Below are 26,298 nucleotides of genomic sequence, written 5' to 3'. Positions count from 1 at the left end.
ATCCTTTTCGGACGCTCCCCGACCGCCCCGCACCTGTCAACAGTTCAGCCCCAGCTCTTTGTTAAATCCTTCTTTATTCAGCTTCCTCTGAGTGATTGAAATAGATCGCCATTACCCACCGCAATGATAAGCGGCAATGTTCCATGGTGTAGCTAATTCGCGTATCGTGCCCCCTCGTGTCGTCCGTACGCTTCTCCGACGGTCCCACCCCGCAGTCGCCGCACGTCGGCTCCAGGGGGGCGGGAACCGCCCTGGAGGACGCTCCGGCGCCCCTGTCGTCGCAGGTGACGACGGGGTTGTCGACCCGCGTCGAGGTGCCGGACACCCGCGAACTGGCCGCGCAATTCGAGGACGAGAAACCGGGGCGTGCGCTCACCGGACCGGTCGGACTTCTGGTCACCGGCACGACCGTGGCGATCGCGCTGCTCGCATTCCTCCAGGTCTTCCAGCCGTTCCCGCAGGGCAGCAAGTACTACCTGATCATTTTCCTGGCCGGCGTGCTGCCGATGGTGTTCCTGGCGTACCCGGCGGACCTCCCGATTCCCCACCGGACGCGACCCGCGCCGACCCGCGCCGCCGGGACCGGCCGGGCCGAGCGGGCCCGACCGGCCGGGCCGACCCGGTCGGACTGGGCGCTGGCCGTGGCGGCCCTGGTCGTCTGCCTGTACCCGGTGCTGCCGTTCACCGTCGGCGGCGGTGGCGGCGGGTATGACGCCTTCCTCGACCGGCAGGGTCTGCTCGTCGGGCTCGACCTGGCGATGGGCACCGTGCTGCTGCTCCTGCTGCTGGAGGCTTGCCGGCGCACCACCGGCTGGATCCTGCCCGCCGTCTGCCTGCTGTTCCTGGGCTACGGCTACTACGGCGGGCTGCTGCCGCAGTCCTGGCCGGTGGCGCACGCCGGGCTCGACTTCGGCCAGTTGGTGGACGCGTTCTACAACTCCGACAGCGGGTTCTACGGCACCCCGCTCGACGTCGCGGCCTCGTACATCGTGCTGTTCACCATCTACGGCGCGGTGCTGGATCTCTCCGGCGCCGGGCGGTTCTTCGTGGAGCTCTCCGCCGCCGCGTTCCGCCGCTCCCGAACGGCCGCCGGGCGCACGGCGGTCGCCTCCGGCTTCCTGCTCGGCACCGTCTCCGGCTCGGGCGCGGCGACGACGATCGGCATCGGCGCGGTGACCTGGCCGGTGCTGCGCCGCGCCGGCTACCCGGCCGAGCGCGCCGGCGGGATGCTCGCCGCCGCCGGCGTCGGGGCGATCCTGTCCCCGCCCACCCTCGGCGCGGCCGCCTTCATCATCGCCGAGTACCTGGGCGTGTCGTACCTCCAGGTGCTCGGCTGGGCGACCGTCCCGACCGTGCTGTACTACCTCGGCATCCTGCTCTCGGTGGAGATCGACGCCCGGCGCTCGGGCGTGCGGCCGGTGGTCCTGGAGACCGGGTCGCCCTGGCGGCTGCTGGGCCGCTTCGGCTACCACTTCCTGTCGCTGCTGGTGATCACCGGCCTGCTCGCGCTGGGCGTCTCGGCCACGAAGGCGGTGGTGGCCGCGACCGTGCTGGCCGCCGCGCTGTCCTTCCTGGACCGCCGGCACCGGCTCACCCCGGCCCGGCTGATCGAGGCGCTCGGGACCGGCGTACGCGGCGTGCTCGCGGTCAGCGCGGTCTGCGCCGCGGCCGGCATCATCACGGCGACCACCACCAAGACCGGGCTCGGCCCGCAGGCGGCGGCGCTGCTGGTCTCCGGCGCGCAGGCGGTCACGTCCGACCCGGCCCTGGTGCTGGCGCTCACCGCGCTGCTGGCCGCCGTCGCGCTCACCCTGCTGGGGCTGGCGGTGCCGGTCACCGCCTCCTTCGTGATCGGCTGGGTGATCATCGGCCCGGCCCTGCTGGACCTGGGCGTCGCCGCGCCGGCCGCGGCGATGTTCGTCTTCTACTTCGCGGTCCTGTCCGAGGTCTCGCCGCCGACCGCACTCGCCGCGGTGGCCGCCGCCGCGGTCACCGGCGGCCGGCTGGTGCCGACCATGTGGCAGACCCTCCGGTACGCCCTGCCGGCCTACCTGATCCCGATCGCCTTCGTGATCACCCCGACCGGTCTGGGGCTGCTCGGCATCGGCGGGCCGCGGCGGATCGCCGTGGCCGCGGTGGTCTGCGCGCTCAGCGTCGCCGTGCTGGCGGTGGCGGCGGGCGGCTGGCTGCCCGGCGTCGGGCCGGTCGGCGTACCCGAGCGGATCCTCGGCGCGCTGGCCGGGCTGACGCTGCTCTGGCTCGAACCCGTACCCGTCACGGTCGGCGCGGTCCTGGCCGCCGCCGGGGTGGCGGGTGTGCTCGTACGACGCGGCTCCGCCGGCCGGACCGGCGAGTCGTCCGCAACGCCAACGGTGCACCATGGGGAGGAAAAACAGTGAGACGGATCAACGTGCGGATCGCCGCGGGAGTGGGCGCGCTCGCCCTCGTCGCGACCGGCGCCGCCGGTTGCGGGGGCAAGCAGGACGGCGCGACGAAGGACGACGCCGCCAGCGAGGTCACCTGCAAGGTCACCGACAGCACCCGCGTCGGCATCGCCACCGGCAACGCCACCGGCGTCTACTACCCGGTCGGCAACGCCCTCGCCGGCCAGCTCTCCGCGACCACCGAGGGCAAGCTCACCGGCACCGCCGCCGAGACCGGCGCCTCGGTGCAGAACGTCGAGCAGCTCGTCGCCGGCCAGTACGACGTCGCCTTCTCGCTCTTCGACACCGCCGTCAACGCGGTGCAGGGCAAGGGCAGCTTCACCTCGCCCCAGCCGGTGGAGGCGCTGGCCCGGATCTACGACAACTACACCCAGGTGGTCGTGCGGGCCGACTCGGGCATCGCCTCGGTCGCCGACATGAAGGGCAAGAAGATCTCCACCGGCTCCCCGAAGTCCGGCACGGAGGTCATCGCCAACCGCCTGCTCACCGCCGCCGGCCTCGACCCGGCCAAGGACGTCCAGGCCCAGCGGCTGGACCTGACCAAGACCGTCGAGGGCATCAAGGACGGCAGCGTCGACGGCTTCTTCTGGTCCGGCGGGGTGCCCACTGGCGGAATCACCGACCTGTTCACCACGGCCGGCGACAAGGTGAAGTTCCTCGACATCACTCCACTGCTGCCCAAGATGACCGAGCAGAACGCCGCGTACCAGGCCGGGACGATCCGCGCGGACGTCTACAAGACGGCGACGGACACCCCGACCATCGTGGTGCCCAACGTGCTGCTGGTCCGCAAGGACCTCAACGCGAACGTCGCCTGCGCGGTCGCGCGCACGGTCTTCGAGAAGAAGGACGCCCTGGCCCAGGCCAACCCGGCCGCCAAGGGCATCAGCCTGGACAACGCCCGCAAGACCGATCCGGTGCCGCTGCACCGCGGCGCGGCCAAGGCCCTGCAGGACCTCGGCGCGAGCTGACCGACGGCGCCGGGTCCGGGCCAGCGCCCGGGCCCGGCGTCCCCGACCACCCCGGGAGACCCGCGTGCCGCTCCCCCGCCCCGCCCGCGTACGTCGGCACAACCGGCCGACGGACCACACCGACCGGCTCTGGTCGGTCCGCACCCAACTGCTCGCGCCCATCCTGGTCGCCACCGTGGGCCTGGTGGTGCTGGGCGCCACCCAGACCGGCACCGCGCTGGACGCCTCCGCCGACGCCGACCGGGCCCGGGTGCTCGCCGGCACCGCCACCGCCACCGTGCGCCTGGTGCACGAGCTGGAACGGGAGCTCGGCGAGACGGCCGCCCTGCGCCAGCGGGGCGGCTCGACCGGTCGGCCGCTGGTGGACGCCCAGCGGCGGCGGGTGGACACCGCCGTCGACCGGTTCCGCACCGCCAGCCGGGAGGCCCGCCGGGCCGCCCCGGACCTCGCTCGGGTGCTCGACACCGCCGACGACCAGCTGTACCAGCTCAGCCCGGCCCGCCGGTCGGCGCCCGAGTCGGAAGGGGCCGACCCGACCTACGTGGCGCTGGTCGAGTCGCTGCTCACCGTCGCCGACGCGCTGCCGGCACAGCTGCGCGACACCGAGCTGGCCAACGCCGCGCGGGAGGTGGCGGCGGTCGCCAGCCAGGAACACCTGGCCTCGCTGGAACGCGACCTGCTCCGGACGGTCTTCGTCCGGGGTGAGCTGGCCCAGGGTGAACTGGTCCGGCTCGGCCAGCTGCGGGGTGCGCGGGAGCAGCGCCAGGCCGAGTTCTCCCGGATCGCCGACGGGGACGCGGAGGCCGCGTACGCCCGGCTGGTCGCCGGCGCCGACGTCGCGACCGCGCAGCGGATGCGGGACACCGCGGTGAAGGGCGAGACGCTGCCCGCCGCGCTCAAGATCGACGGTGACGCCTGGTACGTGGCGCAGAGCGGGACGATCCGGCGGTACAACCTCCTCGGCCGGGAACTCTCCGAGGACCTGGACCAGCAGGCCGCCCGGCTGGCCCGGGACGCCCGGCGGCGGGCGCTGGTCACCGGCGGGGCCACCACCGCCGTGGCAGCGGCCTCGCTGCTCGCCGCCGCGCTGCTCGCCGTGCGCACCAGCCGCCGACTGCGCCGGCTGCGGGTGGCGGCGCTCACCATGGCCAACTCAGAGCTGCCCGAGCGGATCACCGCGATCGCGGCCGGCGACGACGCGCCGGCCGAGGGCGCGGCCACCCGGCTCACCGACAGCATCCGGCACGGGCGCGACGAGGTCGCGCAGGTGGCCGAGGCGTTCGACACGGTCAACCGGGCGGCGCTGCGGCTCGCCGGCGAGCAGGCCGAGCTGCGGCTGGACGTGACCCGGATGGCCGAGGCACTGGCCCGCCGGATCCGGACGCTGATCACCCGGCAGCTGCGGCTGCTCGACGACTTCGAACGCGACGAGACCGACCCGGACGCGCTGGCCCGGCTCTTCGCGCTGGACCATCTCGCCGCCCGGATGCGCCGCAACGGGGAGAACCTGCTGGTCCTCGCCGGCGGTGAACCCGGCCGGGCGTACGAGGGGGACCACCTGCTGGCCGACGTGGTGCGCGCCGCCTCCTCCGAGATCGAGGACTACACCCGGGTGGAGATCGACGTACCGGCCGCCACCGTGCACGGGTCGGCGGTCGGCTACCTGGTCCACCTCCTCGCCGAGCTGCTGGAGAACGCCACCAACTACTCGCCGCCGCAGTCCCCGGTGCAGGTCGACGGCCGCCGTACCGTCGACGGGCTCACGCTGCGGGTGCACGACCAGGGCATCGGCATCAGCGATGCCCGGCTCGCCGCGATCAACGAACGGCTGCTCGCCCCGGCGGTGCTCTCCAGCGCCGCGGCCGGCAGCATGGGCCTGCACGTGGTGGCCCACCTGGCGGCCCGGTACGGGATCCGGGTGCAGCTGCGCAACACCGGCACCGGCACGGTGGCCCAGGTCGAGGTGCCCGAGTCGGCGCTCACCCGGGTCGAGACGGTGGCCCGCCGCCCCGTCCCGGCCCGCCAGCCCTCCTCGGCGACGGCCTGGTTCCGGCCCCGCGCGGACACGCCGGCCCTGGCGACGATCGTGCCGAACGGCGTGCCCGCGCCCCGGGTGACGACGACCTACGGCGGCAGCCTGTTCCGGCCCGACCCGGCCGACGTCCACCGCGCGCCGACGGTGACGTTGCCGGTCCTCAGCCCCGGTCCGCGAGTCGCGGCCGCCACCCGAGGGCCCGAGACGCCGGAGGCGGGCATCGGCCTCCCGTCGGCCGGGCCGGCGGCGGCCACCGGTACCGGCCTGCCGCGCCGGACCCGGGGCGGCCAGTTGCCGACCGGGCTGCCGGCCACCCCGCCGGCCCGGACGGCGGACGACCTGCTCGACCCGGAGGTGGTGCGGGCCCGGCTGTCCGCGCTCGCCGAGGGGGTGGCCAGCGCGATGCGACGTAACCAGCAGACGAGACCCATTGGGAGACACCGATGACCGCACCCCTGACCGCCGGCCTGGACTGGCTGCTGACGAACTTCGCCGAGCAGGTCCCGGACGTGTCGCACGCCGTGGCCGTCTCCGAGGACGGGCTGCGGCTGGCCTCCTCACCCCACCTCTCCCCCGACCAGGTGGACCAGCTCGCCGCCGTGATCAGCGGCCTGGCCAGCCTGACCGTCGGCGCCGCGCGGCTGATGTCCGCGGGCCGGGTACGCCAGCAGATCGTCGACATGGACGGCGGGGTGATGCTGGTGATGGCGGTCGGCGAACGGGCCCTGCTCGGGGTGCTGGCCGCGCCGGGCTGCGACCTGGGTCAGATCGGCTTCGAGACGGCGACGCTCGTGCAGCGGGTGGCGGAGGCGCTGGAACCGGCGGTCCGGGCGTGACCGGCCGGCCGCCCCGGTGGCTGGCCGCCCTGCTGGTCACGCTCCTCGTCGCCGGCTGCGGGGAGTCGCCCGCGCCACCGCAGTCCTGGCACGGTGGGCGGATCTTCCTCGCCACCGGCAACACCACCGGGGTGTACTACCAGCTCGGCGGGGGCTACGCCGACGTGATCAGCCGCCACCTGCCCGGGTACGAGGCGCGGGCCGAGCCGACCGGCGCCTCGGTGGAGAACGTCACGCGGCTGGCCAGCGGGGACATGGAGATCGCCTTCAGCCTCGCCGACACCGCGGCCGACGCGGTCACCGGGCAGGGGGCCTTCGCCGGGCAGCCCCAGCCGGTCCGGGCGCTGGCCCGCGTCTACAGCAACTACACCCACGTGATCGTCCGGGTCGACGCCAAGGTGACCGACTTTGCCGGACTGCGGGACAAGCGGGTCTCCACGGGTTCGCCGAAGTCCGGCACGGACACCATCGCCGGGCGGCTGCTGACCGCCGCCGGGATGGACCCGGACCGGGACGTGCGCCGGTTCACGCTGTCGCTGCCGGAGACGGTCAAGCGGATGCGGGCCGGCACGCTGGACGCGATGTTCTTCTCCGGCGGCCTGCCCACCCCGGGCATCGCCGACCTGCTCTCCAGCGCGCCGGGGAAGTTCGCGCTGCTGCCGATCGGCGATCTGATCGAGCCGCTGAACGCCCGGTACGGCTCGGTCTACACCACCGCCGAGCTGCCGAAGGACGCTTACGGCACGCCGACGGGCACGCCGACGGTGACGGTGTCGAACATGATCCTGGTCAACGCGGACATGCCGGACGGGTTGGCGTACGACCTGACCCGGTTGCTCTTCGCGTACCAGGGCGACCTGATCGGGGTGCACCCGGAGGCGGGCAACTTCACCCGGCAGAGCGCATCGAGCACCGACCCGATCCCGCTGCACCCCGGTGCGGCGCGCTTCTACCAGGGCGGGTGAGCCGGTTCAGGCGTCCGCGGGGGCGGTCGCCGCACGGGCGGCCGCGACCAGCCGGTCGGTCTCGGCCAGCACGGCGTCGTCGTCGGCGGGGGTGCCGGGGTCGAGGCGGACCGTCCAGTGCAGCCCGTCCACGCCGGCCACCCGCCGGGCCGCGACCCGCCCGGCGCCGCCGGGCACCGGGTGGTGCGCGGAGTACGCCACCGAGCGGGTGACCCGGGCGCGTACCTGGTGCGGCAGGTCGCCCGGGTCGACCAGCAGGTACGTCTCGGCCGGGCAGTCCGCCACCACCTGGTAGCCGTCCCGCTCGGCGACCGGCTCGGCCGGGGTGACGGTCAGCTCGCGGCCGGACCAGACCGCTTTGAGGATGTCGTGCCAGCCCAGCCGGTGGCCCCGGCCGGGCAGCCAGAGCCCGAGGTTGCTGGCCACCACCACGCCGTCGCCCTCGCCGTTGCCGGCGACGGCCCAGGCGAGCACCCGTTCGTCGTCGGCGAGCGGGGGCCGGGCGGCGGGCGGCAGCTTCGGCTTGCGGCTGAACAGTCCCATCACAGTCCTCCCGCGGCCTGCTCGCGCAGCGCCCGCGCGTGCTGCTCCAGCGAGAGCAGTTCCCCGAAGAGGGCGAAGTACTCGTCCTTGTTGTTCACCGGGTTGACCCGTTGGATCTTGGACTTCAGGTCCCGGATCCGGGCGGTGACCGAGCCCCACTGCAACCGCGCCATGGTGATCGAGACGTACCGGGGGTCGGGTTCGCCGTCGATGCGCAGCGGCTCCACGGCCAGCTCGCCGACGAGCGCCCGGGCGGCGAGGTCCTCGCAGGCGTCGCGGACCGACTCGATCCAGACCGCGCCGCCGGCGGCGGCCGCGGCGCCGCCCGCCGCGGCGATCGCCGCGCGGACCGCCCCGTGCACCGGGTGCCGGTACTCCGGGGCCTCGACCGCGTCGAACATCGGCCCGGCCAGCACCGGCTCCTGCAGCGCCAGTTTCAACGCCTCGCGCTCGACCATCGACTGGGGGCTGTCCACCGCCGGCTCGGGCGGGGCCGCCGACCGGGCCGGCGCGGACGAGCGCCGCTCGGTGGTGGGGGCCGCGTCGGCGGCGAGCACGGCGCGCTGCACCGGCTCGATCTCCATGCCGAGGTCACCGGCGAGCTTGCGGACGTACTCGGGGCGCTTCTCCCGGTCCTTGATCTTCGCCACCAGCGGGGCGGCGCGGCGCATCGCCTCCACCCGGCCGTCGACGGTGTCCAGGTCGTACCGGTTGATCACGTGGCGCAGCGCGAAGTCGACCAGCGGTTCGCGGCGGGCGACCAGGTCGCGCACGGCCAGGTCGCCCTTTGCCAGGCGCAGCTCGCACGGGTCCATGTTGTCGGGGCTGACCGCGATGAAGGTACGTCCGACGAAGCGCTGGTCGTCCTCGAAGGCGCGCAGCGCGGCCTTCTGGCCGGCGGCGTCCCCGTCGAAGGTGAAGATGATCTCGCCGGCCACCGCGTCGGTGTCCAGCAGGAGCCGGCGCAGCACGCCGATGTGGTCGGCGCCGAAGGCTGTGCCGCAGGTCGCCACGGCCGTCGGCACGCCGGCGAGGTGGCAGGCCATCACGTCGGTGTAGCCCTCGACGACGACCACCTTGCCCTGCTTGGCGATCTCCCGCTTGGCCTGGTCGATGCCGTAGAGGACGTGCGACTTCTTGTAGATCGGCGTCTCGGGGGTGTTCAGGTACTTCGGGCCGTCGTCGTCCTCGAAGAGCTTGCGGGCGCCGAAGCCGATCACGTCGCCGGCCAGGTCGCGGATCGGCCAGAGCAGCCGACGGCGGAACCGGTCGATCAGCGAGCCGGAGCGGGCCGGCCGGGACAGCCCGGCGGTGACCAGCTCGTCGTGGGTGAAGCCCTGCTGGCGCAGGTGCTTGGTGAGCAGGTCCCAGGCGTCCGGGGCGAAGCCGCAGCCGTACCGCTCGGCGGCGGCCCGGTCGAAGCCCCGCTGGGCCAGGAACTCCCGGGCCGGCCGGGCGCCGGCCGTGGTGAGCTGCGCCCGGTAGAACTCGACGGCGGCGGCGTGCGCGGCCACCAGCCGCTGCTTCTGCCCCTGCTGGGGCCGGGGGCGCGGGGCCGAGTTGTCGTTCTCGACGTAGCGCAGCTGGATGCCGGCGCGGGCGGCGAGCCGCTCGACGGACTCGACGAAGCTGAGGTGCTCGGCGTCCATCAGGAACTTGATCGCGTCGCCGCCGGCCCCGCAGCCGAAGCAGTACCAGACGTTGCGGGCGGGCGAGACGTTGAACGACGGGCTCTTCTCGTCGTGGAACGGGCAGAGGCCCTTGAGGTTGCCGCCACCGGCGGACTTGAGGGTCACCGCGTCGGAGATGACCTCGGCGATCGAGGTGCGTTCCCGGACCAGCGCGATGTCCTCGTCCCGGATCCGCCCAGCCATCTGCCACCCCCTCGGCGTACATCCTGCCCTGCCCGGCCGACGATCCGCCGACGGGGGCACGGGCGTGTGGCGAACGACGCCGACGGCCCGATCCCCCGACCGGGGCCCGGCCGGTGCCGGGTTCAGGCGGCCGGTACGGCCTCCTCGGCCTCGACCTGGCGGTTCCAGTCCGCCTTGGTGGAGCGCCAGCCCTCGTCGTCCATGCCGCGACGCCAGTAGCCGGAGATGGAGAGCGCCTCGCGGGGCACCCCGCGCTCGATCCGCAGCAGCCGGCGCAGCTCCTTGACGAAGGTGGCCTCGCCGTGGACGAACGCGTGCACCCGGCCGGGCGGGAACTCCAGCGCCCGGACCGCCTCGACCAGCGCCACGCCGACCGGCCGGTCGCCCCGGTGCAGCCAGGTCAGCGCCACCGCGCCCGGGCTGGCCAGGTGCTGCTCGTCGGCCGGCCCGTCGACCTCGACGAAGACGGCGGCCGGGGCGCCGGCCGGCAGCCGCTCCAGCGCCGCGCCGATCGCCGGCAGGGCGCTCTCGTCGCCCACCAGCAGGTGCCAGTCCGCCGTCGGGTCCGGCGCGTACGCCCCGCCGGGGCCGGTGAAGAGCACCTCGTCGCCGGGGCGCAGGCGGGCCGCCCAGGGCCCGGCCAGCCCCTCGTCGCCGTGGTGCACCACGTCCACGGTGAGTTCGCCGGCCCGTGGGTCCCAGGCGCGCACGGTGTACGCGCGCAGCCGGGGCCACTGCTCCCGGGGGAGGTGCTGACGGATCGCGGCCAGGTCCAGCGGCCTCGGGTGGTCGACCCCGGGCGCCGGGAAGACGATCTTGATGTAGTGGTCGGTGTACTCCCCGACGGGCAGCCCGGTCAGCTCCTCCCCGCCGAGGATCAGGCGGATCAGGTGCGGGGTGGGCCGCTCGGTTCGCAGGACCCGGGCGGACGTGACCTTCTTCGGGCGCTCCGTCATGTCACTTAGGCTAGCCTAAGTTCCCTCAGGGTCCGCAGGCGGGCCGACCGCCCTCAGGTCCGGACGAGCCGATCGTGCCAGGCCACCGCCGCCGGGTCGGTGAGCGACGCCACCTGGTCGACCACCACCCGCAGCCGGGCCGCGTCGTCCGCAGCGGCCCGCCACAGCGGCGCGAAGACCGGGTCGAGCGCGTCCGGCGCCCGGTCGCCCAGCACGCCGACCAGCTCGGTCAGGATCTCCCGCTGCCGGTCGTACCGGACGCCGGCGCCCGGCCGGTTCATCACGTAGCGCCAGGCGATCCCCTTCAGCAGCGCGCACTGGGCCCGGATGCGACGCGGCACCACCAGGTCGGCGGCGTACCTGCGGTGCGGGCCCGGGCCGAAGCGTTCCCGGGTGGCGCTCACCACGGTGGAGACGAACCGGCCGGTCAGCACGCTGGTGGTGGCCTTCAGCGCGACCTGCGACCGGTGACTGCCGTCGTAGCCGGCGAGCGCGGCGAGCACCGGGTCGTCGAGCAGGTCGACCAGCACCTCGCCGAGGTCGGCCGGGGACTCCCCGGAGTAGACGTCGGCCACGTCGACACAGAGGGCGGCCCGCTCGTCCGGGTCGTCGAGCAGGGGGCGCAGCGAGAGGTACCCGCCGTGGATGCCGTCCTCCACGTCGTGCACCGAGTAGGCGACGTCGTCGGCCCAGTCCATCACCTGGGCCTCCAGGCAGCGCCGGGCCCCGCCGGGCGGGCCGCCGTCGAGGTCGGGCTCCCCCCGCGGTACGCCCTCGCGCAGCCAGTCGAAGACCGGCCGGTCGTCGGCGTACACCCCGAACTTGCGCCGTCCCGGCTGCCGGGTCCACGGGTACTTGCCGACCGCGTCGAGCGAGGCCCGGGTGAGGTTGAGCCCGGCCGGTGCGCCGTCCGGGCCGACCACCTTGGCCTCCAGCCGGGTCAGCACGCGCAGCGTCTGGGCGTTGCCCTCGAACCCGCCGCAGGACGCGGCGAGCCGGTCGAGGGCGTCCTCGCCGTTGTGCCCGAAGGGCGGGTGGCCCAGGTCGTGGGCGAGCCCGGCGGTGTCCACCACGTCCGGGTCGCAGCCCAGCCGGGCGCCCATCTCCCGGGCGATCTGGGCCACCTCCAGCGAGTGCGTCAGCCGGGTACGCAGGAAGTCGTCGGTGCCGGCGACGTGCACCTGGGTCTTCGCGGCGAGCCGCCGGAAGGCAGCCGAGTGCAGCACCCGGGCCCGGTCCCGCTCGTACGGCGACCGGCCGTAGCCGGTGTCCTTCGGCGCCTCGTCGACCCGACGCCGCGCGTCGGCCGCGTCCCACGGGCCGGCCGGATCGGCGTCACGCACCCCTCAGCCCTGCTGCCGCAGCACGCAGAACTCGTTGCCCTCCGGGTCGGCGAGCACCGTCCAGGAGGCGTCGCCCTGGCCGACGTCGACGTGCCGGGCACCCATGTCGACCAGCCGCTCGACCTCGGCCTCCTGGTCGGCCGGGCGCAGGTCGAGGTGGAGCCGGTTCTTGGTCTCCTTGCCCTCGGCGACCGGGACGAAGACGATGCCGGGCAGCCGGTCGCGGGACTGGCGGATCTCCACCTCGTCCGGCTTCTCCGCGACCACCTGGTAGCCCAGCGCCTCGGCCCACCAGTGGGCCAGCCGGGACGGGTCCCGGGCGTCGACGGTCACGCTCTCCCAGACGCTGGTCATGCGGTCACCCTTCGCCGGTCGTACGCAAATCCCCGCGGGAGCTCAGGTTACGCCGGGCGGGCCCGGCAGGCGCGGCGGCGAACGGCGGATCGCGGGTCCGCAACCGCCGATCAGTCGACAGTTGTCGGCCGATCGCCGACGGTCACGGGATCGCGGGCGCGGCGTGGCCTTCGGTAACGTGCCGGGAGCGGTACGTGACACCGACGACCGAACACGACGAACGGGGGACGCTCGTGCACGTTGACACGGTGATGGACACGGAGCTGCGGGGGCTGCGCCGACGCCGCCCGGAGGTCACCGGGACGGTGCTGGCCGGGCGGGACGGAATGCTCATCTCCAGCGACCTGCCGACCACGGACGCCACCCACCTGGCCGCCCTCGCCGCGGTGAGCTTCGGGGTCGGGCACCAGGTCGCCCACACGGTGCGCGGCGGCAGCTTCCGGGAGTCCGTGGTGCGTACCGCCGGCGGCTGCGTGGTCACCTACCCGGCCGGGCGGCACGCGCTGCTCACCCTGGTCACCGGGGCGGGCATCGACCTGGAGGCGCTGCACGAGGAGGCGCGGGCGGTGGCCGAGCGGGCCGGCTCGGCGTTCGACTCGGAGCGGGTCGGCGTGGGCGCGACGCCCGTGCCGGCGGTGCACGGCGCGCTCGCCGCGCGTACCCCGCTGCCGGCGCTGGCGCGGCGGCGGCCGGGGTCGACCTGGCGGCGCCCGCCCCGGTAGGGCACGCACACCCACCGACGACGACGGCGGCTCCGGGATTACCCGGAGCCGCCGTCGGTGGTGCGGTCAGCGGCTGTCGGAGCCGTCGGTCTCGACGGCCGCCCGGCCGGCCTCCAGCCGGGCCACCGGCACCCGGAACGGTGAGCAGGAGACGTAGTCCAGGCCGACCTCGTGGAAGAAGTGCACCGAGTCGGGGTCGCCGCCGTGCTCGCCGCAGACGCCGAGCTTCAGCTCCGGCCGGGCGGCCCGCCCCTCCTCCGCGGCGATCCGGACCAGCCGGCCCACGCCGTCGCGGTCGATGGACTCGAACGGCGAGATGCCGAAGATGCCCAGTTCCAGGTAGCGCCAGAAGAACGCGCCCTCGACGTCGTCGCGGGAGAAGCCCCAGGCCATCTGGGTCAGGTCGTTGGTGCCGAAGGAGAAGAACTGCGCCGCCTCGGCGATCTGACCGGCGGTCAGCGCCGCCCGCGGCACCTCGATCATCGTGCCGATCAGCACCTCGACGCCGCTGTCCCCGACCACCTCGGCGATGATCTTCTCGGCCTCGGCGCGTACCGTCTCCAGCTCCTGCACGGCGCCGACCAGCGGGACCATGATCTCGGGCCGGGCCACCGCGCCGGCGCGGGTGACGGTGACGGCGGCCTCCGCGATCGCCCGGACCTGCATCGCGAAGAGGCCCGGGATCACCAGGCCGAGGCGTACGCCCCGCAGGCCCAGCATCGGGTTCTCCTCGTGCATCCGCCGCACGGCGGCGAGCAGCGCCTCCTCCTTGGCCACGTCCTCGCCGCGCTCCTGGGCGACGGCGACGTTGACCGCGAGCTGCTCCAGCGGGGGCAGGAACTCGTGCAGCGGCGGGTCGATCAGCCGGACGGTGACCGGCAGGCCGTCCATCTCCCGGAAGATCTCCTTGAAGTCGTCGCGCTGCAGAGGCAGCAGGGCGGCGAGCGCCGACTCCCGCTCGTCGTCGCTGCGGGCCAGGATCAGCCGCTCGACCAGTTCCCGCCGGTCGCCGAGGAACATGTGCTCGGTGCGGCACAGGCCGATGCCCTCGGCGCCGAACCGCCGCGCCCGCGCCGCGTCGGCGCCGGTGTCGGCGTTCGTTCGGACCGCCAGCCGCCGCTTGGCGTCGGCGTGCGTCATGATCCGGTGTACGGCCCGGACCAGCGGGTTGTCGACGTGCTCCGGCTCGAGGCTGCCCTCGAAGTACTGCACCACCTCGGACGGCATGACCGGCACCTCGCCGAGGTAGACCTTGCCGGTGGTGCCGTCGATGGAGACGACGTCGCCCTCGGTGACGGTCTGCCCGGCCACGGTGAAGCGCTTGGCCGGCACGTTCACGTCGATCTCGTCGGCGCCGGAGACGCAGGTCTTGCCCATCCCCCGGGCCACCACGGCGGCGTGGCTGGTCTTGCCGCCCCGGGAGGTGAGGATGCCCTGGGCGGCGATCATGCCGTTGAGGTCGTCGGGGTTGGTCTCCCGGCGGACCAGGATCACCGACTCCCCCTCGGCGGCCAGCTCGACCGCGCGGGCGGAGGTGAAGACCACCTTGCCGGAGGCGGCGCCCGGTGAGGCGCCGATGCCCTTGGCCACCGGCTGGAACTCGTGGTCGAGCCGGAACCGGGGGAACATCAGCTGCGCCAGCTGCGCGCCGTTGACCCGGTGCAGCGCCTCGTCCAGGTCGATCAGGCCCTCGTCGACGAGCTGCCCGGCGATGACGAACGCGGCGGCGGCGGTGCGCTTGCCGACCCGGGTCTGGAGCATCCAGAGCTTGCCGCGCTCGATGGTGAACTCGATGTCGCAGAGGTCCTTGTAGTGCCCCTCCAGCCGGGCCATGAACGCGAGCAACTCGTCGTAGGACTTCTTGTCGAGCTGCTCCAGCTCCTGCAGCGGCACGGTGTTCCGGATGCCGGCGACGACGTCCTCGCCCTGGGCGTTGGCCAGGTAGTCGCCGTAGATGCCCTGCGCGCCGCTGCCCGGGTCGCGGGTGAAGGCGACGCCGGTGCCGGAGTCGGGGCCGAGGTTGCCGAAGACCATGGAGACCACGTTGACGGCGGTGCCGAGGTCGGCCGGGATGCGCTCCTGGCGGCGGTAGAGCACGGCCCGCTCGGCGTTCCACGACTCGAAGACCGCGCGGATGGCCAGGTCGAGCTGCTCGCGCGGCTCCTGTGGGAAGTCCCGGCCGGTGTGCTTGAGGAAGATGCTCTTGTACGCCTCGACCAGCCCGCGCAGGTCGTCGGCGTCGAGGTCCAGGTCGTTGGTGGTGCCCTTGGCGCGCTTGACCTCGTCGAGGGCGTGTTCGAACTCCTCGCCGGGCACCTCGCAGACCGTCTTGCCGAACATCTGGATCAACCGGCGGTACGAGTCCCAGGCGAACCGGTCGTTGCCGCCGGCCTGGGCGGAGAGTCCGACGACGCTGCGGTCGTTGAGGCCGACGTTGAGGACGGTCTCCATCATGCCGGGCATGGAGAACTTGGCGCCGGAGCGTACGGAGACCAGCAGCGGGTCCTCCGGGTCGCCGAGCCGGCGGCCCATCTCCCGCTCCAGCGACTCCAGGTGGGTCTCGATCTGGTCGGCCAGCCCGTCCGGCTCGCGGCCGGTGGCCAGGTACGCCTTGCACGCCTCGGTGGTGATGGTGAAGCCGGGCGGGACCGGCAGACCGAGATTGGTCATCTCGGCGAGGTTGGCCCCCTTGCCGCCCAGCAGGTCCTTGAGCTCCTTGTTGCCCTCGGCGAAGTCGTAGACGTACTTGTGATCGACGGTCTCTTGCGCTGCCACCAGAGCCTCCCACGCGCGCCGGAATTGACACTTAACGAAGGTTCAGTTGCCTCTTACCCCGGGGTGGACCGCCGGTAATCCCGGTGTCAGCACCGATCGGTGGGCGAAGGTTAAGCGAACATCTGGGGGCCTGGGACCGTTCGGTGACAATAGGCACAGCTATCACGACTATCCGCGTTCGTGGTGGTTTCTGGGAACGCTTCCACGCGCACGATCACGCAATTCCGGCCCCTCCTCTACTCTTGAACGGCACCGGTTCTGCTCAACCTGACCTTTGCCATATCCGCCGCAAATACACCCCGGAGCCGCCGCCGTGCCCCCCACCCCCGCCACCAACCCGGAGAGCGACTCCACCCGCGCCGCGACCGGCCGGGAACCGCTCGGCCACGACGGCCTGCCCACGCACCGGCCGGCCGCCGCCGAGCTGGCCCGGGCCGCCGAGCTGACCGCCGGAGCAGAACTGCTCGCCCCGCCCGCACCGGTCCGGCTGGCCGACGTGGTGCCGGCCCCGGAGCAGGTCCGGGCGGATCCGGCAGCCGACTTCACCCTCCCCGCCGACGCGACCGTCCGGGTCGGTGCGGACCCCGGCGCGCGGGACGTGGCCGAACAGCTCGCCGAACTGCTGCGGCCGGCCACCGGGTACCCACTGCCGGTCGTGACCGAGGCCACCGCGACCGACGGCCCGCTGGTGCTCACCCTGGCCGCCGCGGCGCCGCCCGCCGGCGTACCCCGTCCCCGGGACGCCGCGCACGACGCGGCAGGCGCGCAGGCGCTCGGGGACGAGGGCTACCGCCTGACCGTCACCCCCACCGAGGTGCGGATCAGCGCCGATCGGGCCGCCGGTCTGTTCCACGGGGTGCAGACGCTGCGGCAGCTGCTGCCGGCGGCGATCGAGAGCCCGTCCCCGGTGGCGGCGCGCTGGGTGGTGCCCGGCGGCGTGATCGTCGACCGGCCGCGCTTCCCGTACCGGGGCGCGATGCTCGACGTCTCCCGGCACTTCTTCGGCGTCGCCGACGTGCTGCGGGTGATCGACCACCTGGCCCGGTACAAGCTCAACCACCTGCACCTGCACCTCACCGACGACCAGGGCTGGCGGATCGCCGTCGACTCCTGGCCCGCGCTGACCACCGTCGGCGCGGCCATCGAGGTGGGCGGCGGCCCGGGCGGTTTCTACACCGGCGCGGACTACCGGCGGATCGTCCAGTACGCGGCCCGCCGGCACGTCACCGTGGTTCCGGAGATCGACCTGCCCGGCCACACCAACGCGGCGCTGACCGCGTACCCGGAGCTGGCGCCGGACCGGGTCGCGCCGCCGCCGTACACCGGCACCGAGGTCGGTTTCAGCTACGTCGACCCGGCCAGCGAGCGGACGTACGACTTCGTCGCCGACGTGCTCGGCGAGGTGGCCGCCCTCACACCCGGCCCGTGGCTGCACATCGGCGGCGACGAGGCGTTCAAGGTCAAGGGCGAGGCGTACACCGGGTTCGTGGAGCGCGCCCAGCGGATCGTCGCCGACACCGGCAAGACGGTCGTCGGCTGGCACCAGATCGCCCCCGCCGGGCACGCCGACGGGCGGGTGCTCCAGTGGTGGGGCACCGACGGCACGGACCCGGTGACCGCCGAGGCGGTACGCCGGGGCGCCCGGCTGATCCTCTCCCCCGGCAACCACGCCTACCTGGACATGAAGTACGCCCCGGACACCCCGATCGGACACGACTGGGCCGGACTGATCGACGTGCGGCGCGCGTACGACTGGGACCCGGGCAGCCACGTGGCCGGCGTACCGGCCGACGCCGTGCTGGGCGTCGAGGCGCCGCTCTGGACCGAGTCGGTGACCACCCTGGCGGAGATCGAGTTCATGCTCCTTCCCCGGCTGCCCGCCGTCGCCGAGCTGGGCTGGTCACCCCGGACCACGCACGACTGGGCCGGGTTCCGGGAGCGCCTCGCCGGCCACGGCCCGCGCTGGGCCACCGCCGGCATCACCTTCCACCGCGCCCCGGAGATTCCCTGGCCGACCGAACGGGACGGGGCCGACATCCCGACCACCGCCAGCCCCACCTCACCCACCCCGACCCCCACGGCCTGACCCGCCCGCCACACCCGGATCTGGCGTTATCGCCGGCGGACACCGACCCGGACCTGCCGGCGACGCCACCTCCAGGCGCACCGCCTGGAGGTGGCAGCGGGTCGGGCGATAGCTGGCCCGCTGCACAATCCCCGCATCCCGGACGAATCGCCCTCGTGGCACCAGATCCCCTGCGGATCTTGGACACTTACCGTTCCGCTCGAACGGCAACTGTCCAAGATCTCCGCGATCAGCCCCCACCAGGCCCGCCTCGTCCGGTGAATCGGCCTTCAACAAAGGCCCCTCGCCCGGGTGGTTCGGCTTTGAACCAGGCCCGCCTCGCCCAGGTGACCGGCCTTCAACCAGGCCCGCCGCGCCCAGGTGATCGGCCTTCAATCGGGCCCGCCGCGCAGCAGCCTTCAACCAGGCCCGCCTCGCCCGGTGATCAAGAAGTTTGCGTCCGTGCGACGGCGTGTCCCCGACGCAAACCTCTTGATCACCGAGGCGGAGGGGGCCGGGCCGCCGGGTTCGGGGTCGGTGGGCGGTATGGGCCTGGGAGATGCCGTCTGACCTGCGGTGTCGGGAGGGCGGGGCGGTCACGGTGGCGGAATGGCCGGTGGGCGCGGGGTCGTTGTACCTGGCGTGCCTCCGGCGCTCCCCCGCCGGACGGGTCCCGGGACCGGCCCGATGGAATGCGCGGCAGCGCGGTCCGGTTGCGTCCCCCGGACACCCGAGCAGGTCCCGCCGATCGCCGGGTCGATCCCTGCTGACTTTTCCCCGCGGCACCGCGCCCCTGTCGCGCTGCGCCGCGCACCCCCGTACAGAGAGGCAGCAACGATCATGCGTACCGATCTGATCCGCAAGACCGTCCTGACCGCTGCCGGCCTCGCCTGCACCGGCGCCGTCGCCGTCGCCGGCTCGCTCACCACCGCCGGCACCGGATCGGCCACCAGCGGCAAGGCCACCACGGCGGCGAAGAACGACCGCACGTCGCACGGCGAGCGCGAGCTGAACATGCGCTACGCGGCCCAGCCGAACTTCTACTACTGCGGTCCCGCGGCCACCCGCAACGCCCTGTCGGTTCAGGGCAAGGAGGTCGACGTGCACGCCATGGCCAGGGAGATGGGCACCACCGAGGCGGGCACCGACTCGATCCACGACATCACCCCGGTGCTGAACAGGGAGACCGGCAAGAAGGTCTACCGCAGCGTCGAGATCCGCGAGAGCCGGGCCGACCGCGACCAGACCGACAAGCTGCGCGCCGACATCGTCCGCACCATCGACGACGGCCGGGCCGTGGTCGCCAACGTCGCCGGCACCGGCACCGACACCGACGGGCTCACCCACTCCTTCGAGGGCGGGCACTACATCAGCGTCATCGGCTACCGCGAGGGCGGGAACGTCGTCACGATCGCCGACTCGGCCGACGCCGCCCAGGCGTCCTACCGGATGACCGTGGACAACCTGGCCGACTGGATCGCCACCCGCGGCTACGCCGCCGTCGCCTGATCCGTCCGACGAGAAGGGCCGGCCCCCACCCGGGGGCCGGCCCTTCTCCGTGTGCGCGTCCGGGCGCTCGGCGGACCGGCGGCGGTCAGCCGCCGGAGTCGGCCAGCTCGGCGCCCTCGGGCACGGTGTCGTCGTCCCGGCTCGCCAGCCAGCCGTCGGGCAGGAAGACCTTGCCCGGGGAGTTCGTCCGGCCCCGGGGCTGCCCGAGCGTGGCCACTGGGAACGGCTCGGTCGGGTCCAGCTTGCCGAGCAGGTCGTCGAGCTGCGCCAGGCTCTCGATCATCGCCAGGTCGCGGCGCAGCTCGCTGCCGACCGGGAAGCCCTTGAGGTACCAGGCGACGTGCTTGCGGAAGTCGGTGCAGCCGTCCCGCTCGCCCCGCGCCGGGGTGCGCGAACCGGCGGTGAACTGGTCCACCAGCAGCTCGGCGTGCCGGCGCATGGTCTGCGCGACCTCGCCGAGGGTGGGCAGCCGCCGCTCGGGGCGGCCGTCGAAGGCGGCCTCCAGGTCGGCGAAGAGCCAGGGCCGGCCCAGGCAGCCCCGGCCGATCACCACCCCGTCCACGCCGGTGTGCGCCACCATCCGCAGCGCGTCGTCGGCCTCCCAGATGTCGCCGTTGCCGAGCACCGGCACGTCGAGGGCCTGCTTCAGGGTGGCGATCGCGTCCCAGTCGGCGGTGCCCGAGTAGCGCTGCGCGGCCGTACGCCCGTGCAGGGCCACCGCCGCCACCCCCGCGTCCTGCGCGGCCAGGCCGGCCTCCACGTACGTCAGGTGGTCGTCGTCGATGCCCTTGCGCATCTTCACGGTGACCGGCACCCCGGCGGGTGCGGCGGCGTCCACCGCGGCCTTCACCAGCCGGGCGAAGAGCCGCCGCCGCCACGGCAGCGCGGCACCCCCGCCCCTGCGGGTCACCTTGGGTACGGGGCAGCCGAAGTTGAGGTCGATGTGGTCGGCGAGGTTCTTCTCGACCACGATCCGCACCGCCGCGGCGGTGGTCTCCGGGTCGGTGCCGTAGAGCTGGAGGCTGCGCGGCTGCTCGTCCGCGCCGAAGGCGATCATGCGCAGCGTCTTCGGGTTCCGCTCGACCAGCGCGACGGTGGTGATCATCTCGCAGACGTAGATGCCGCCGCCCTGCTCCCGGCAGAGCTGCCGGAAGCCGACATTGGTGATGCCGGCCATCGGGGCGAGCACCACCGGCGGCCACACCTGGTACCGCCCGAGGGTGAGCGGGCGGAGCGCGACGGAGGTAGCGGGACTGGTCACGTACCCAAGAATCCCATGCCCGGCGCGGTGGCCCGGCCTCCGGTGGCCGGTCGCCGCCGTGATGGTGAGCGAACTCGCACCGCGACGGCGACCGGCGTACGGGTCAGTACGTGCCGGGGCTGGACAGGATCAGGCCCGAGACGTCCACGATCACCGACGTCGCGCTGCTGACGTGGACGGCGAACGCGAGCTGGTTGCCGTTGTAGGACCCGAGCTGCACCTCGACCAGGTTGGAGAGGATCTGGTTCGGCCCCCACCAGTTCAGCGACGAGGTCTGCGGCTTGGCGATCGAGGAGCTGAACGCCGTCAGCACCCCGGCGGAGACCGTGCCGGCGACCGTGATGTTGACGTACGCCGCAGTGGCCCGCTCGGCCAGCGCCGGCGGCACGTTCTTGACGGTCAGGTGGATGATCTTGCCGGCGTTGAGCTTGCCGGAGGTCACGCCGGTGCTTCCGGCCAGGATGTTCGCGCTGTAGGTGGAGATCGCGCGGGTGTCCAGGATCCGCTGCGGCGGGACGGCCATCGTCCGGTTCGCCCACCGCGAGGTGTTGACGTACGCCTTCGCGCCACCCTTGCCGCCGATGATCAGGTCGTCCCGGCTCGTCACGGCCAACGAACCGGTGGCGATCTCCGGGGGCAGATTCTCGTCGGTCTCCGAGGTCAGCCAGAGCGGCGCCTGCCCCGGAGCGCCCCGGAGGGAGAGAGTCGGACCGCTCGCGGACCCGCCGATCAGGACGGTCTCCGCGCCGCCAGCGGTGTTGAGCTGGCCGAGGATCACCGGGGCACCGGCGTCGGCGCTGGCCGGGGAGCCGACGACCGCAGCCGCCCCGACACCGGTGCCCACGGCGACGCCGGCCTTGATGACCCGACGGCGGGTGGGCGAGGAGGTCTCCTCGGTCATGCTGCTGGTCTCCTCGGTTCCGTGGTCACGCACCGGACCGCACCTCCCGGTCGCCGCGCTCCGCGTTGGCCTTGATCACGTCGGCGCGCACGCCGCTGGTCCCCGAGCCGGCCGTCAGGCCCTTCGGGTTGTTGATGACGGCCGACTCCGGGTGGAACACCAGCAGACCGGTCACGTCGAGGATGATCGCGCTGGCGCTCTTCTGCACCCAGATCGCCACGGTGTCCGGGTAGTAGTCGCCGTTGGCGGTCGACCAGGCGCCGAGCTGGGTGATCACGCCGTTGGAGAGCAGTTGGCCGGCACCCCACCAGTTGATGGTGGAGGCGCCCGGGGCGGCGCCCCGGCCGTAGACGGTGGCGAAGCCACCCTTCTCGGTCTTGGCCACGGTGACGTTGCCGATCAGGCCGTCGCCGTAGTCGACGATGCCGTCGAGGTGGACCAGCAGCCAGGCCCCGGCGACCGCGCGGCCCTGCGAGTCGATCTGGTTGGCGCCCTCCAGCAGCCGGGCCCGGCCGGCGGCGGACCGGGTGTCCAGCACCCGGGTCGGCGGGATCGGCACCAGCATGGTGGCGTTCGCCGTGGTGAGGACCTCGTTGCGCACCGGCGCGCCGGTGGACGTCGTGGTGACGTGCGCCAGTCCCGCCGTGGTGGGATAGATGTCGCCCCACGTCGGGTTGGTGACCTCCTGCCGCTTGAGGTGCAGTGACGCGCCGGTGTCGTTCTGCAGCACCAGCGTCGCACCCGGGGCGCTGCTGTAGAGCAGCGTCTCGGCGGATGCCTGGTTCGGCAGCCCGATGGCGAGCGGAGCACCGTTGGCGGCGGCCGCCGGGGTGGCGTTCGCCGCGGTGGCGGCGGTGGCGGCGACCGCCGCGCCGCCGGTCACGGCGGCCCGCCGCAGCAGGGTACGCCGCGAGGCGGAGCGGTCGGGTTCGGACGAAGTCATCTCATTCCCCCGTTGGATGGGTTGACGGTCTGCGACGGACGGCTGTCGAGGCGGGCCGGGAACGGCCGGGCCACCTACGCCCCACCGCCGAGCAGCACCTGGCTCGGGTGGCCGACCAGCAGGCTGGTCATGTCGACGATCGCGTGGGTCGGCGACGAGGTGGCCTGGAGGGTCAGCACGCTGCGGTACGCCTCGACCGCGCCCAGCTCGGTGAAGAGGAAGTTGGACAGGATCGTGCCGGCGGCCGCCCAGTTGACCGTGGACGCGGTGGGCTTGGTGCCGCTGCCCCAGACGGTGAGCACACCGGCGCCGGTCATCCCGACGACCGTGACGTTGCCCTTGATGGCGTAGCCGTCGCGGACGTACGAGTCGAGGGCGAGCACGATCGGCACGCCGGGCTGAAGCCGACCGAGCGAGTCCAGCGAGCCGGAGACGATGTTGCGCCGCAGGTTGGCGTCACGGGTGTCGAGGATCCGGGTCGGCGGCACGGCGACCGAGGTGGTGGCCCACTCACTGGTCCACGCCCAGCCGTTGGTGGGGTTGGCGTCGGTGCCCGCCCGGATGAAGAGGTCGCCCTGGTCGTCGACCGCCAGGGTGCCGGCCTCGGAGTCGAGCACGTTCGGGTAGAGACCCGAGCTCGGCACCAGCCGCAGCGGCACGCCACCGCCCGCCTGCGCGCTGAGCGCCGAGCCGACGGACGACGTCAGCGTCGTGGTCGCCGGGCCGGCGTCGTTCGTCGTACCCATGATCAGGTTGTCGCCCGGGGCCGCCTGGGCCGCACTGGGCATGCCGACCGCGGCGGCGACACCGGCGCCGGCCGTGGTGGCGGCGACCGTGGCGGCGCGGCGCAGCAGGCGGCGCCGCTTCGGGTCGTGGTCGTTGTCCTGTTGCGACGCGCGCGTCATGCACACACCCCCGTGATGAGATTCAACGCCGGGAATGCTCGCACGAGATCATGCCCGGCTCAACCACCGGGCGGGCGCAACCGCCGGCCGTTGGGCCACCGACGCCGACGGCCCCGCCCCCTGGGTGGGGACGGGGCCGTCGGGTGCCGGTTCAGCAGCCGGGCAGGCGCTCGATCAGGTAGCGCTCGACCTGGTCCAGGGCGACCCGTTCCTGGGCCATGGTGTCCCGGTTCCGCACGGTCACCGCGTCGTCGTCGAGGGTGTCGAAGTCGACGGTCACGCAGAACGGGGTGCCGATCTCGTCCTGGCGGCGGTAGCGGCGGCCGATCGCCTGCGAGTCGTCGAACTCGACCACCCAGCGCTTGCGCAGCTGCGCGGCGAGGCCCTTCGCCTTCGGCGAGAGCGCCTCGTTGCGGGACAGCGGCAGCACCGCCACCTTGACCGGCGCCAGCCGCGGGTCGAAGCGCATCACGGTGCGCTTGTCCACGCCGCCCTTGGTGTTCGGCGCCTCGTCCTCGTCGTACGCCTCGAGCAGGAACGCCAGCACCGCGCGGGTGAGGCCGGCGGCCGGCTCGATGACGTACGGCATCCAGCGCTCGCCCTTGGTCTGGTCGAAGTAGGAGAGGTCGACGCCGGAGTGCTTGCTGTGCGTGGAGAGGTCGAAGTCGGTCCGGTTGGCGATGCCCTCCAGCTCGGCGAACTCGGAGCCGCCGAACTGGAACCGGTACTCGATGTCGACGGTGCGCTTCGAGTAGTGGGAGAGCTTCTCCTTGGGGTGCTCGTACAGGCGCAGGTTGTCCGCCGACAGGCCCAGGTCGAGGTACCAGTTCCAGCGCTCCTGGAGCCAGTACTCGTGCCACTGCTCGTCGGAGCCCGGCTCGACGAAGAACTCCATCTCCATCTGCTCGAACTCGCGGGTGCGGAAGATGAAGTTGCCCGGGGTGATCTCGTTGCGGAACGACTTGCCGGTCTGCGCGATGCCGAACGGCGGCTTCTTGCGGGCGACCGTCTCCACGTTCTTGTAGTTGACGAAGATGCCCTGGGCGGTCTCCGGGCGCAGGTAGTGCAGGCCCTCGTCGCTCTCCACCGGGCCGAGGTAGGTCTTCATCAGGCCGTTGAACATCTTCGGCTCGGTGAAGGTGCCCTTGTTGCCGCAGTTCGGGCAGTTCAGCTCGGACAGCGAGGTCAGCGGCTTGCCGTGCTTCTCGGCGTACGCCTCTTCGAGGTGGTCGGCGCGGAACCGCTTGTGGCAGGACTGGCACTCGGTGAGCGGGTCGACGAACTCGGCGATGTGGCCGGAGGCCTCCCACACCTTGCGGGCCAGGATGACCGCGGAGTCCAGGCCGACGACGTCGTCACGCTGCTGGACCATGGTCTTCCACCACTGCCGGCGGACGTTCTCCTTGAGCTCCACGCCGAGCGGACCGTAGTCCCACGCCGACCGGGTGCCCCCGTAGATCTCGCTGGAGGGGAAGACGAAGCCTCGACGCTTGGCGAGGCTGACGACGGCGTCGATACGGTCGGCTGGCATGTTTCCTCCTACGCCGGCTGGCGGTCGGCGGGGACGTGATGTGGACGGAACGAACAGTTCGGGACAACGGTACGACCAGCGGCGTCCCGAGCCCAGCAGAATACTCCGGACGGGTCAGTTGACCCCGCAGACCTCCATGCCACCGGTCTGCTGGTCCGGCGCGAGGGTCACCTGCTGGGTGTCCTGGAAGCCGCCGGTGAAGGTGACGTCCACCGGCACGGTCAGCGCGTTGGGGTCGACGTCACCCACCCGGTAGGTGGCGACCGCCGGCTCGTCGGCGACCCGCTCGGCGAACTCCGCCCGGGACTCGCGTTGCTGCGCGTCGTCGCAGAGCTTGTCGTACGCCGCGCCGTACTCCTTGCGCACCAGGGCCTGGTAGTAGGCGTCGGTGACCGCGTGCCCCTGCTCCTCGATCGCCTGGACGTTGCTGACGGTCAGCCCGACCAGGGCCGCCCCGCCCCCGCCGCAGCAGATCAGCACGGCGAGCGCTCCGACGCCGAGGCCCAGCCAGAGCCGCTTGCGGCCGCCCTCGGTGGGCGGCGCCGCGAACGGCGGGGCCACTCCCGGGCCGGGCGGCGGGGCGGGCACCCCCGGGTCGGCCGGCGGGTTGCCGTCCCCGCCGGGCGTCGCGGGGTACGGCGGTGGGGCTGCCGGGCCGGGTGCGGTCATGAGTGCAGGGTAGTGCCCGCCGCCTCAGCGGTGCGGGCTCGCGGCCCGATCACTGGTGGCCACCACCACCTCGCCGTCGGGGGCGGCGCTGGCCAGCGTCTCGTACGCGGACGGCTCGTCGAGCGACTCGGCCAGCAGCGGCACTGCGGCGATCTTGACGTCGAACCCGCCCAGCGCCCGCCGGTACGCCCCGACCGACTCCCACTCGGTGGCCAGGCACCAGTGGGCCGGGTCGTCGAGGGCGCGCAGCAGTTCGCCGCGCAGGTAGCCGGGGCGGGCGGCGAGCGCGGCGAGGGCGGCGTGCGCCCGGGCGACGAAGTCGTCGGCGACTTCGACCTCGACCACGAACCGGTTGGTCACCAGCACCGGCGTCCTCCTCGTAGAGTCTGTGGGATGCAGCGTACGCAGAGCCCCCTGCTGGTCCGGCTGGCCCGGGCCAACCCGACGTCGGTGTTCCTCGCCACGCTGGTGGTGGTGCTGGTGGCGCTCTTCGCGCCCGGGCCGGTGGGCGGGGTGCTGCTGCTCGCCCTCGCCGCGGGGCTGACCTGGCTGCTGGCGACCACCTGGCCGGTGCAGGCGCCGCAGACCCGGATGATCCGGCTGGTGATGCTGACCCTGCTGGTCGCGGTCGCGCTGGGCAAGCTGCTCTGACATGCACTCATGCGTTTTTGACAATCATTTCCGTTGTCACGGACA

The 26,298-nt window shown here is 73.3% G+C and carries 22 protein-coding genes; 9 read left to right on the top strand and 13 right to left on the bottom strand.

Going from position 1 to position 26,298, the window contains the following annotated elements; genetic code table 11:
• Nucleotides 1–314 precede the first annotated feature (314 nt).
• The 5 genes from V6U88_RS20275 to V6U88_RS20255 all read left to right on the top strand — a co-directional run bounded on the left by V6U88_RS20275 (nt 315) and on the right by V6U88_RS20255 (nt 7,251).
• Complete coding sequence (locus tag V6U88_RS20275; protein ID WP_442934662.1) at nt 315–2,399, top strand: TRAP transporter permease; 2,085 nt, start codon at nt 315–317, stop codon at nt 2,397–2,399.
• Nucleotides 2,396–3,415, top strand: coding sequence for a TAXI family TRAP transporter solute-binding subunit (locus V6U88_RS20270; protein ID WP_334455179.1), 1,020 nt, complete (start codon nt 2,396–2,398; stop codon nt 3,413–3,415). The genes V6U88_RS20275 and V6U88_RS20270 overlap by 4 nt, the downstream gene beginning before the upstream one ends.
• A 64-nt stretch (nt 3,416–3,479) precedes the next feature.
• Nucleotides 3,480–5,897, top strand: coding sequence for a sensor histidine kinase (locus tag V6U88_RS20265; protein WP_334455177.1), 2,418 nt, complete (start codon nt 3,480–3,482; stop codon nt 5,895–5,897).
• A complete protein-coding gene (locus V6U88_RS20260) occupies nt 5,894–6,286 on the top strand; it encodes a roadblock/LC7 domain-containing protein (protein ID WP_334455175.1) in 393 nt (130 codons plus the stop codon). Before V6U88_RS20265 ends, V6U88_RS20260 begins: the two co-directional genes overlap by 4 nt.
• Entirely contained in the window at nt 6,283–7,251 is a 969-nt protein-coding gene (locus V6U88_RS20255; protein WP_334455173.1) for a TAXI family TRAP transporter solute-binding subunit, read from the top strand. Before V6U88_RS20260 ends, V6U88_RS20255 begins: the two co-directional genes overlap by 4 nt.
• A gap of 6 nt (nt 7,252–7,257) precedes the next feature.
• On the opposite strand, the gene V6U88_RS20250 is transcribed toward V6U88_RS20255, so the two are convergent.
• The 5 genes from V6U88_RS20250 to V6U88_RS20230 form a co-directional block, all read right to left on the bottom strand.
• Nucleotides 7,258–7,794 carry a hypothetical protein gene (locus V6U88_RS20250; protein ID WP_334455171.1) on the bottom strand — a complete coding sequence of 179 codons (537 nt, stop codon included), beginning with the start codon at nt 7,792–7,794 and terminating at the stop codon, nt 7,258–7,260.
• Nucleotides 7,794–9,668 carry a DNA primase gene (dnaG, locus tag V6U88_RS20245; protein WP_442934661.1) on the bottom strand — a complete coding sequence of 625 codons (1,875 nt, stop codon included), beginning with the start codon at nt 9,666–9,668 and terminating at the stop codon, nt 7,794–7,796. Before dnaG ends, V6U88_RS20250 begins: the two co-directional genes overlap by 1 nt.
• A 122-nt stretch (nt 9,669–9,790) precedes the next feature.
• The gene (locus V6U88_RS20240) at nt 9,791–10,624 is read right to left on the bottom strand and encodes a siderophore-interacting protein (protein WP_334455169.1); all 834 of its coding nucleotides are present in this window, start codon (nt 10,622–10,624) and stop codon (nt 9,791–9,793) included.
• A gap of 53 nt (nt 10,625–10,677) precedes the next feature.
• Nucleotides 10,678–11,967 (bottom strand): deoxyguanosinetriphosphate triphosphohydrolase, encoded by a 1,290-nt coding sequence (locus V6U88_RS20235; protein ID WP_334455167.1) that lies wholly within the window; start codon nt 11,965–11,967, stop codon nt 10,678–10,680.
• A gap of 3 nt (nt 11,968–11,970) precedes the next feature.
• The gene (locus tag V6U88_RS20230) at nt 11,971–12,321 is read right to left on the bottom strand and encodes a VOC family protein (protein WP_334455165.1); all 351 of its coding nucleotides are present in this window, start codon (nt 12,319–12,321) and stop codon (nt 11,971–11,973) included.
• A gap of 194 nt (nt 12,322–12,515) precedes the next feature.
• Between V6U88_RS20230 and V6U88_RS20225 the strand changes: the two genes are divergently transcribed.
• Nucleotides 12,516–13,043, top strand: coding sequence for a roadblock/LC7 domain-containing protein (locus tag V6U88_RS20225; protein ID WP_334455163.1), 528 nt, complete (start codon nt 12,516–12,518; stop codon nt 13,041–13,043).
• Nucleotides 13,044–13,109: 66 nt separating this feature from the next.
• Here V6U88_RS20225 and ppdK read toward each other — a convergent pair whose 3' ends face one another.
• Nucleotides 13,110–15,818, bottom strand: a complete 2,709-nt coding sequence (ppdK, locus tag V6U88_RS20220) for a pyruvate, phosphate dikinase (RefSeq protein ID WP_334455161.1) — start codon at nt 15,816–15,818, stop codon at nt 13,110–13,112.
• Between the two features lie 313 nt (nt 15,819–16,131).
• Here ppdK and V6U88_RS20215 point away from each other — a divergent pair, with 313 nt between their 5' ends.
• Nucleotides 16,132–17,904, top strand: a complete 1,773-nt coding sequence (locus tag V6U88_RS20215) for a beta-N-acetylhexosaminidase (protein WP_334455159.1) — start codon at nt 16,132–16,134, stop codon at nt 17,902–17,904.
• A gap of 819 nt (nt 17,905–18,723) precedes the next feature.
• Entirely contained in the window at nt 18,724–19,392 is a 669-nt protein-coding gene (locus V6U88_RS20210; protein ID WP_334455157.1) for a C39 family peptidase, read from the top strand.
• 85 nt (nt 19,393–19,477) lie between these two features.
• On the opposite strand, the gene dusB is transcribed toward V6U88_RS20210, so the two are convergent.
• From dusB to V6U88_RS20175, 7 genes are all read right to left on the bottom strand, one after another.
• A complete protein-coding gene (gene dusB / locus V6U88_RS20205; RefSeq protein WP_334455155.1) occupies nt 19,478–20,653 on the bottom strand; it encodes a tRNA dihydrouridine synthase DusB in 1,176 nt (391 codons plus the stop codon).
• Between the two features lie 103 nt (nt 20,654–20,756).
• Complete coding sequence (locus V6U88_RS20200; protein ID WP_334455153.1) at nt 20,757–21,587, bottom strand: hypothetical protein; 831 nt, start codon at nt 21,585–21,587, stop codon at nt 20,757–20,759.
• A complete protein-coding gene (locus V6U88_RS20195; RefSeq protein WP_334455150.1) occupies nt 21,580–22,497 on the bottom strand; it encodes a hypothetical protein in 918 nt (305 codons plus the stop codon). Before V6U88_RS20195 ends, V6U88_RS20200 begins: the two co-directional genes overlap by 8 nt.
• A gap of 74 nt (nt 22,498–22,571) precedes the next feature.
• A complete protein-coding gene (locus V6U88_RS20190; protein WP_334455148.1) occupies nt 22,572–23,402 on the bottom strand; it encodes a hypothetical protein in 831 nt (276 codons plus the stop codon).
• 151 nt (nt 23,403–23,553) lie between these two features.
• Entirely contained in the window at nt 23,554–24,933 is a 1,380-nt protein-coding gene (locus V6U88_RS20185; RefSeq protein ID WP_334455146.1) for a glycine--tRNA ligase, read from the bottom strand.
• A 114-nt stretch (nt 24,934–25,047) separates the two neighbouring features.
• Nucleotides 25,048–25,521, bottom strand: a complete 474-nt coding sequence (locus tag V6U88_RS20180) for an Rv0361 family membrane protein (protein ID WP_334455219.1) — start codon at nt 25,519–25,521, stop codon at nt 25,048–25,050.
• A gap of 105 nt (nt 25,522–25,626) precedes the next feature.
• Nucleotides 25,627–25,968, bottom strand: coding sequence for an antibiotic biosynthesis monooxygenase family protein (locus tag V6U88_RS20175; protein ID WP_334455144.1), 342 nt, complete (start codon nt 25,966–25,968; stop codon nt 25,627–25,629).
• 27 nt (nt 25,969–25,995) lie between these two features.
• On the opposite strand from V6U88_RS20175, the gene V6U88_RS20170 reads away from it, so the two are divergent.
• Nucleotides 25,996–26,253 carry a DUF6703 family protein gene (locus V6U88_RS20170; protein WP_334455142.1) on the top strand — a complete coding sequence of 86 codons (258 nt, stop codon included), beginning with the start codon at nt 25,996–25,998 and terminating at the stop codon, nt 26,251–26,253.
• Nucleotides 26,254–26,298 lie beyond the last annotated feature (45 nt).

Origin of the sequence: Micromonospora sp. CPCC 205739 (genome assembly GCF_036906795.1) — a bacterium.
Lineage (GTDB): Bacteria > Actinomycetota > Actinomycetes > Mycobacteriales > Micromonosporaceae > Micromonospora.
This window is presented reverse-complemented; position numbering and strand designations above follow the sequence as displayed.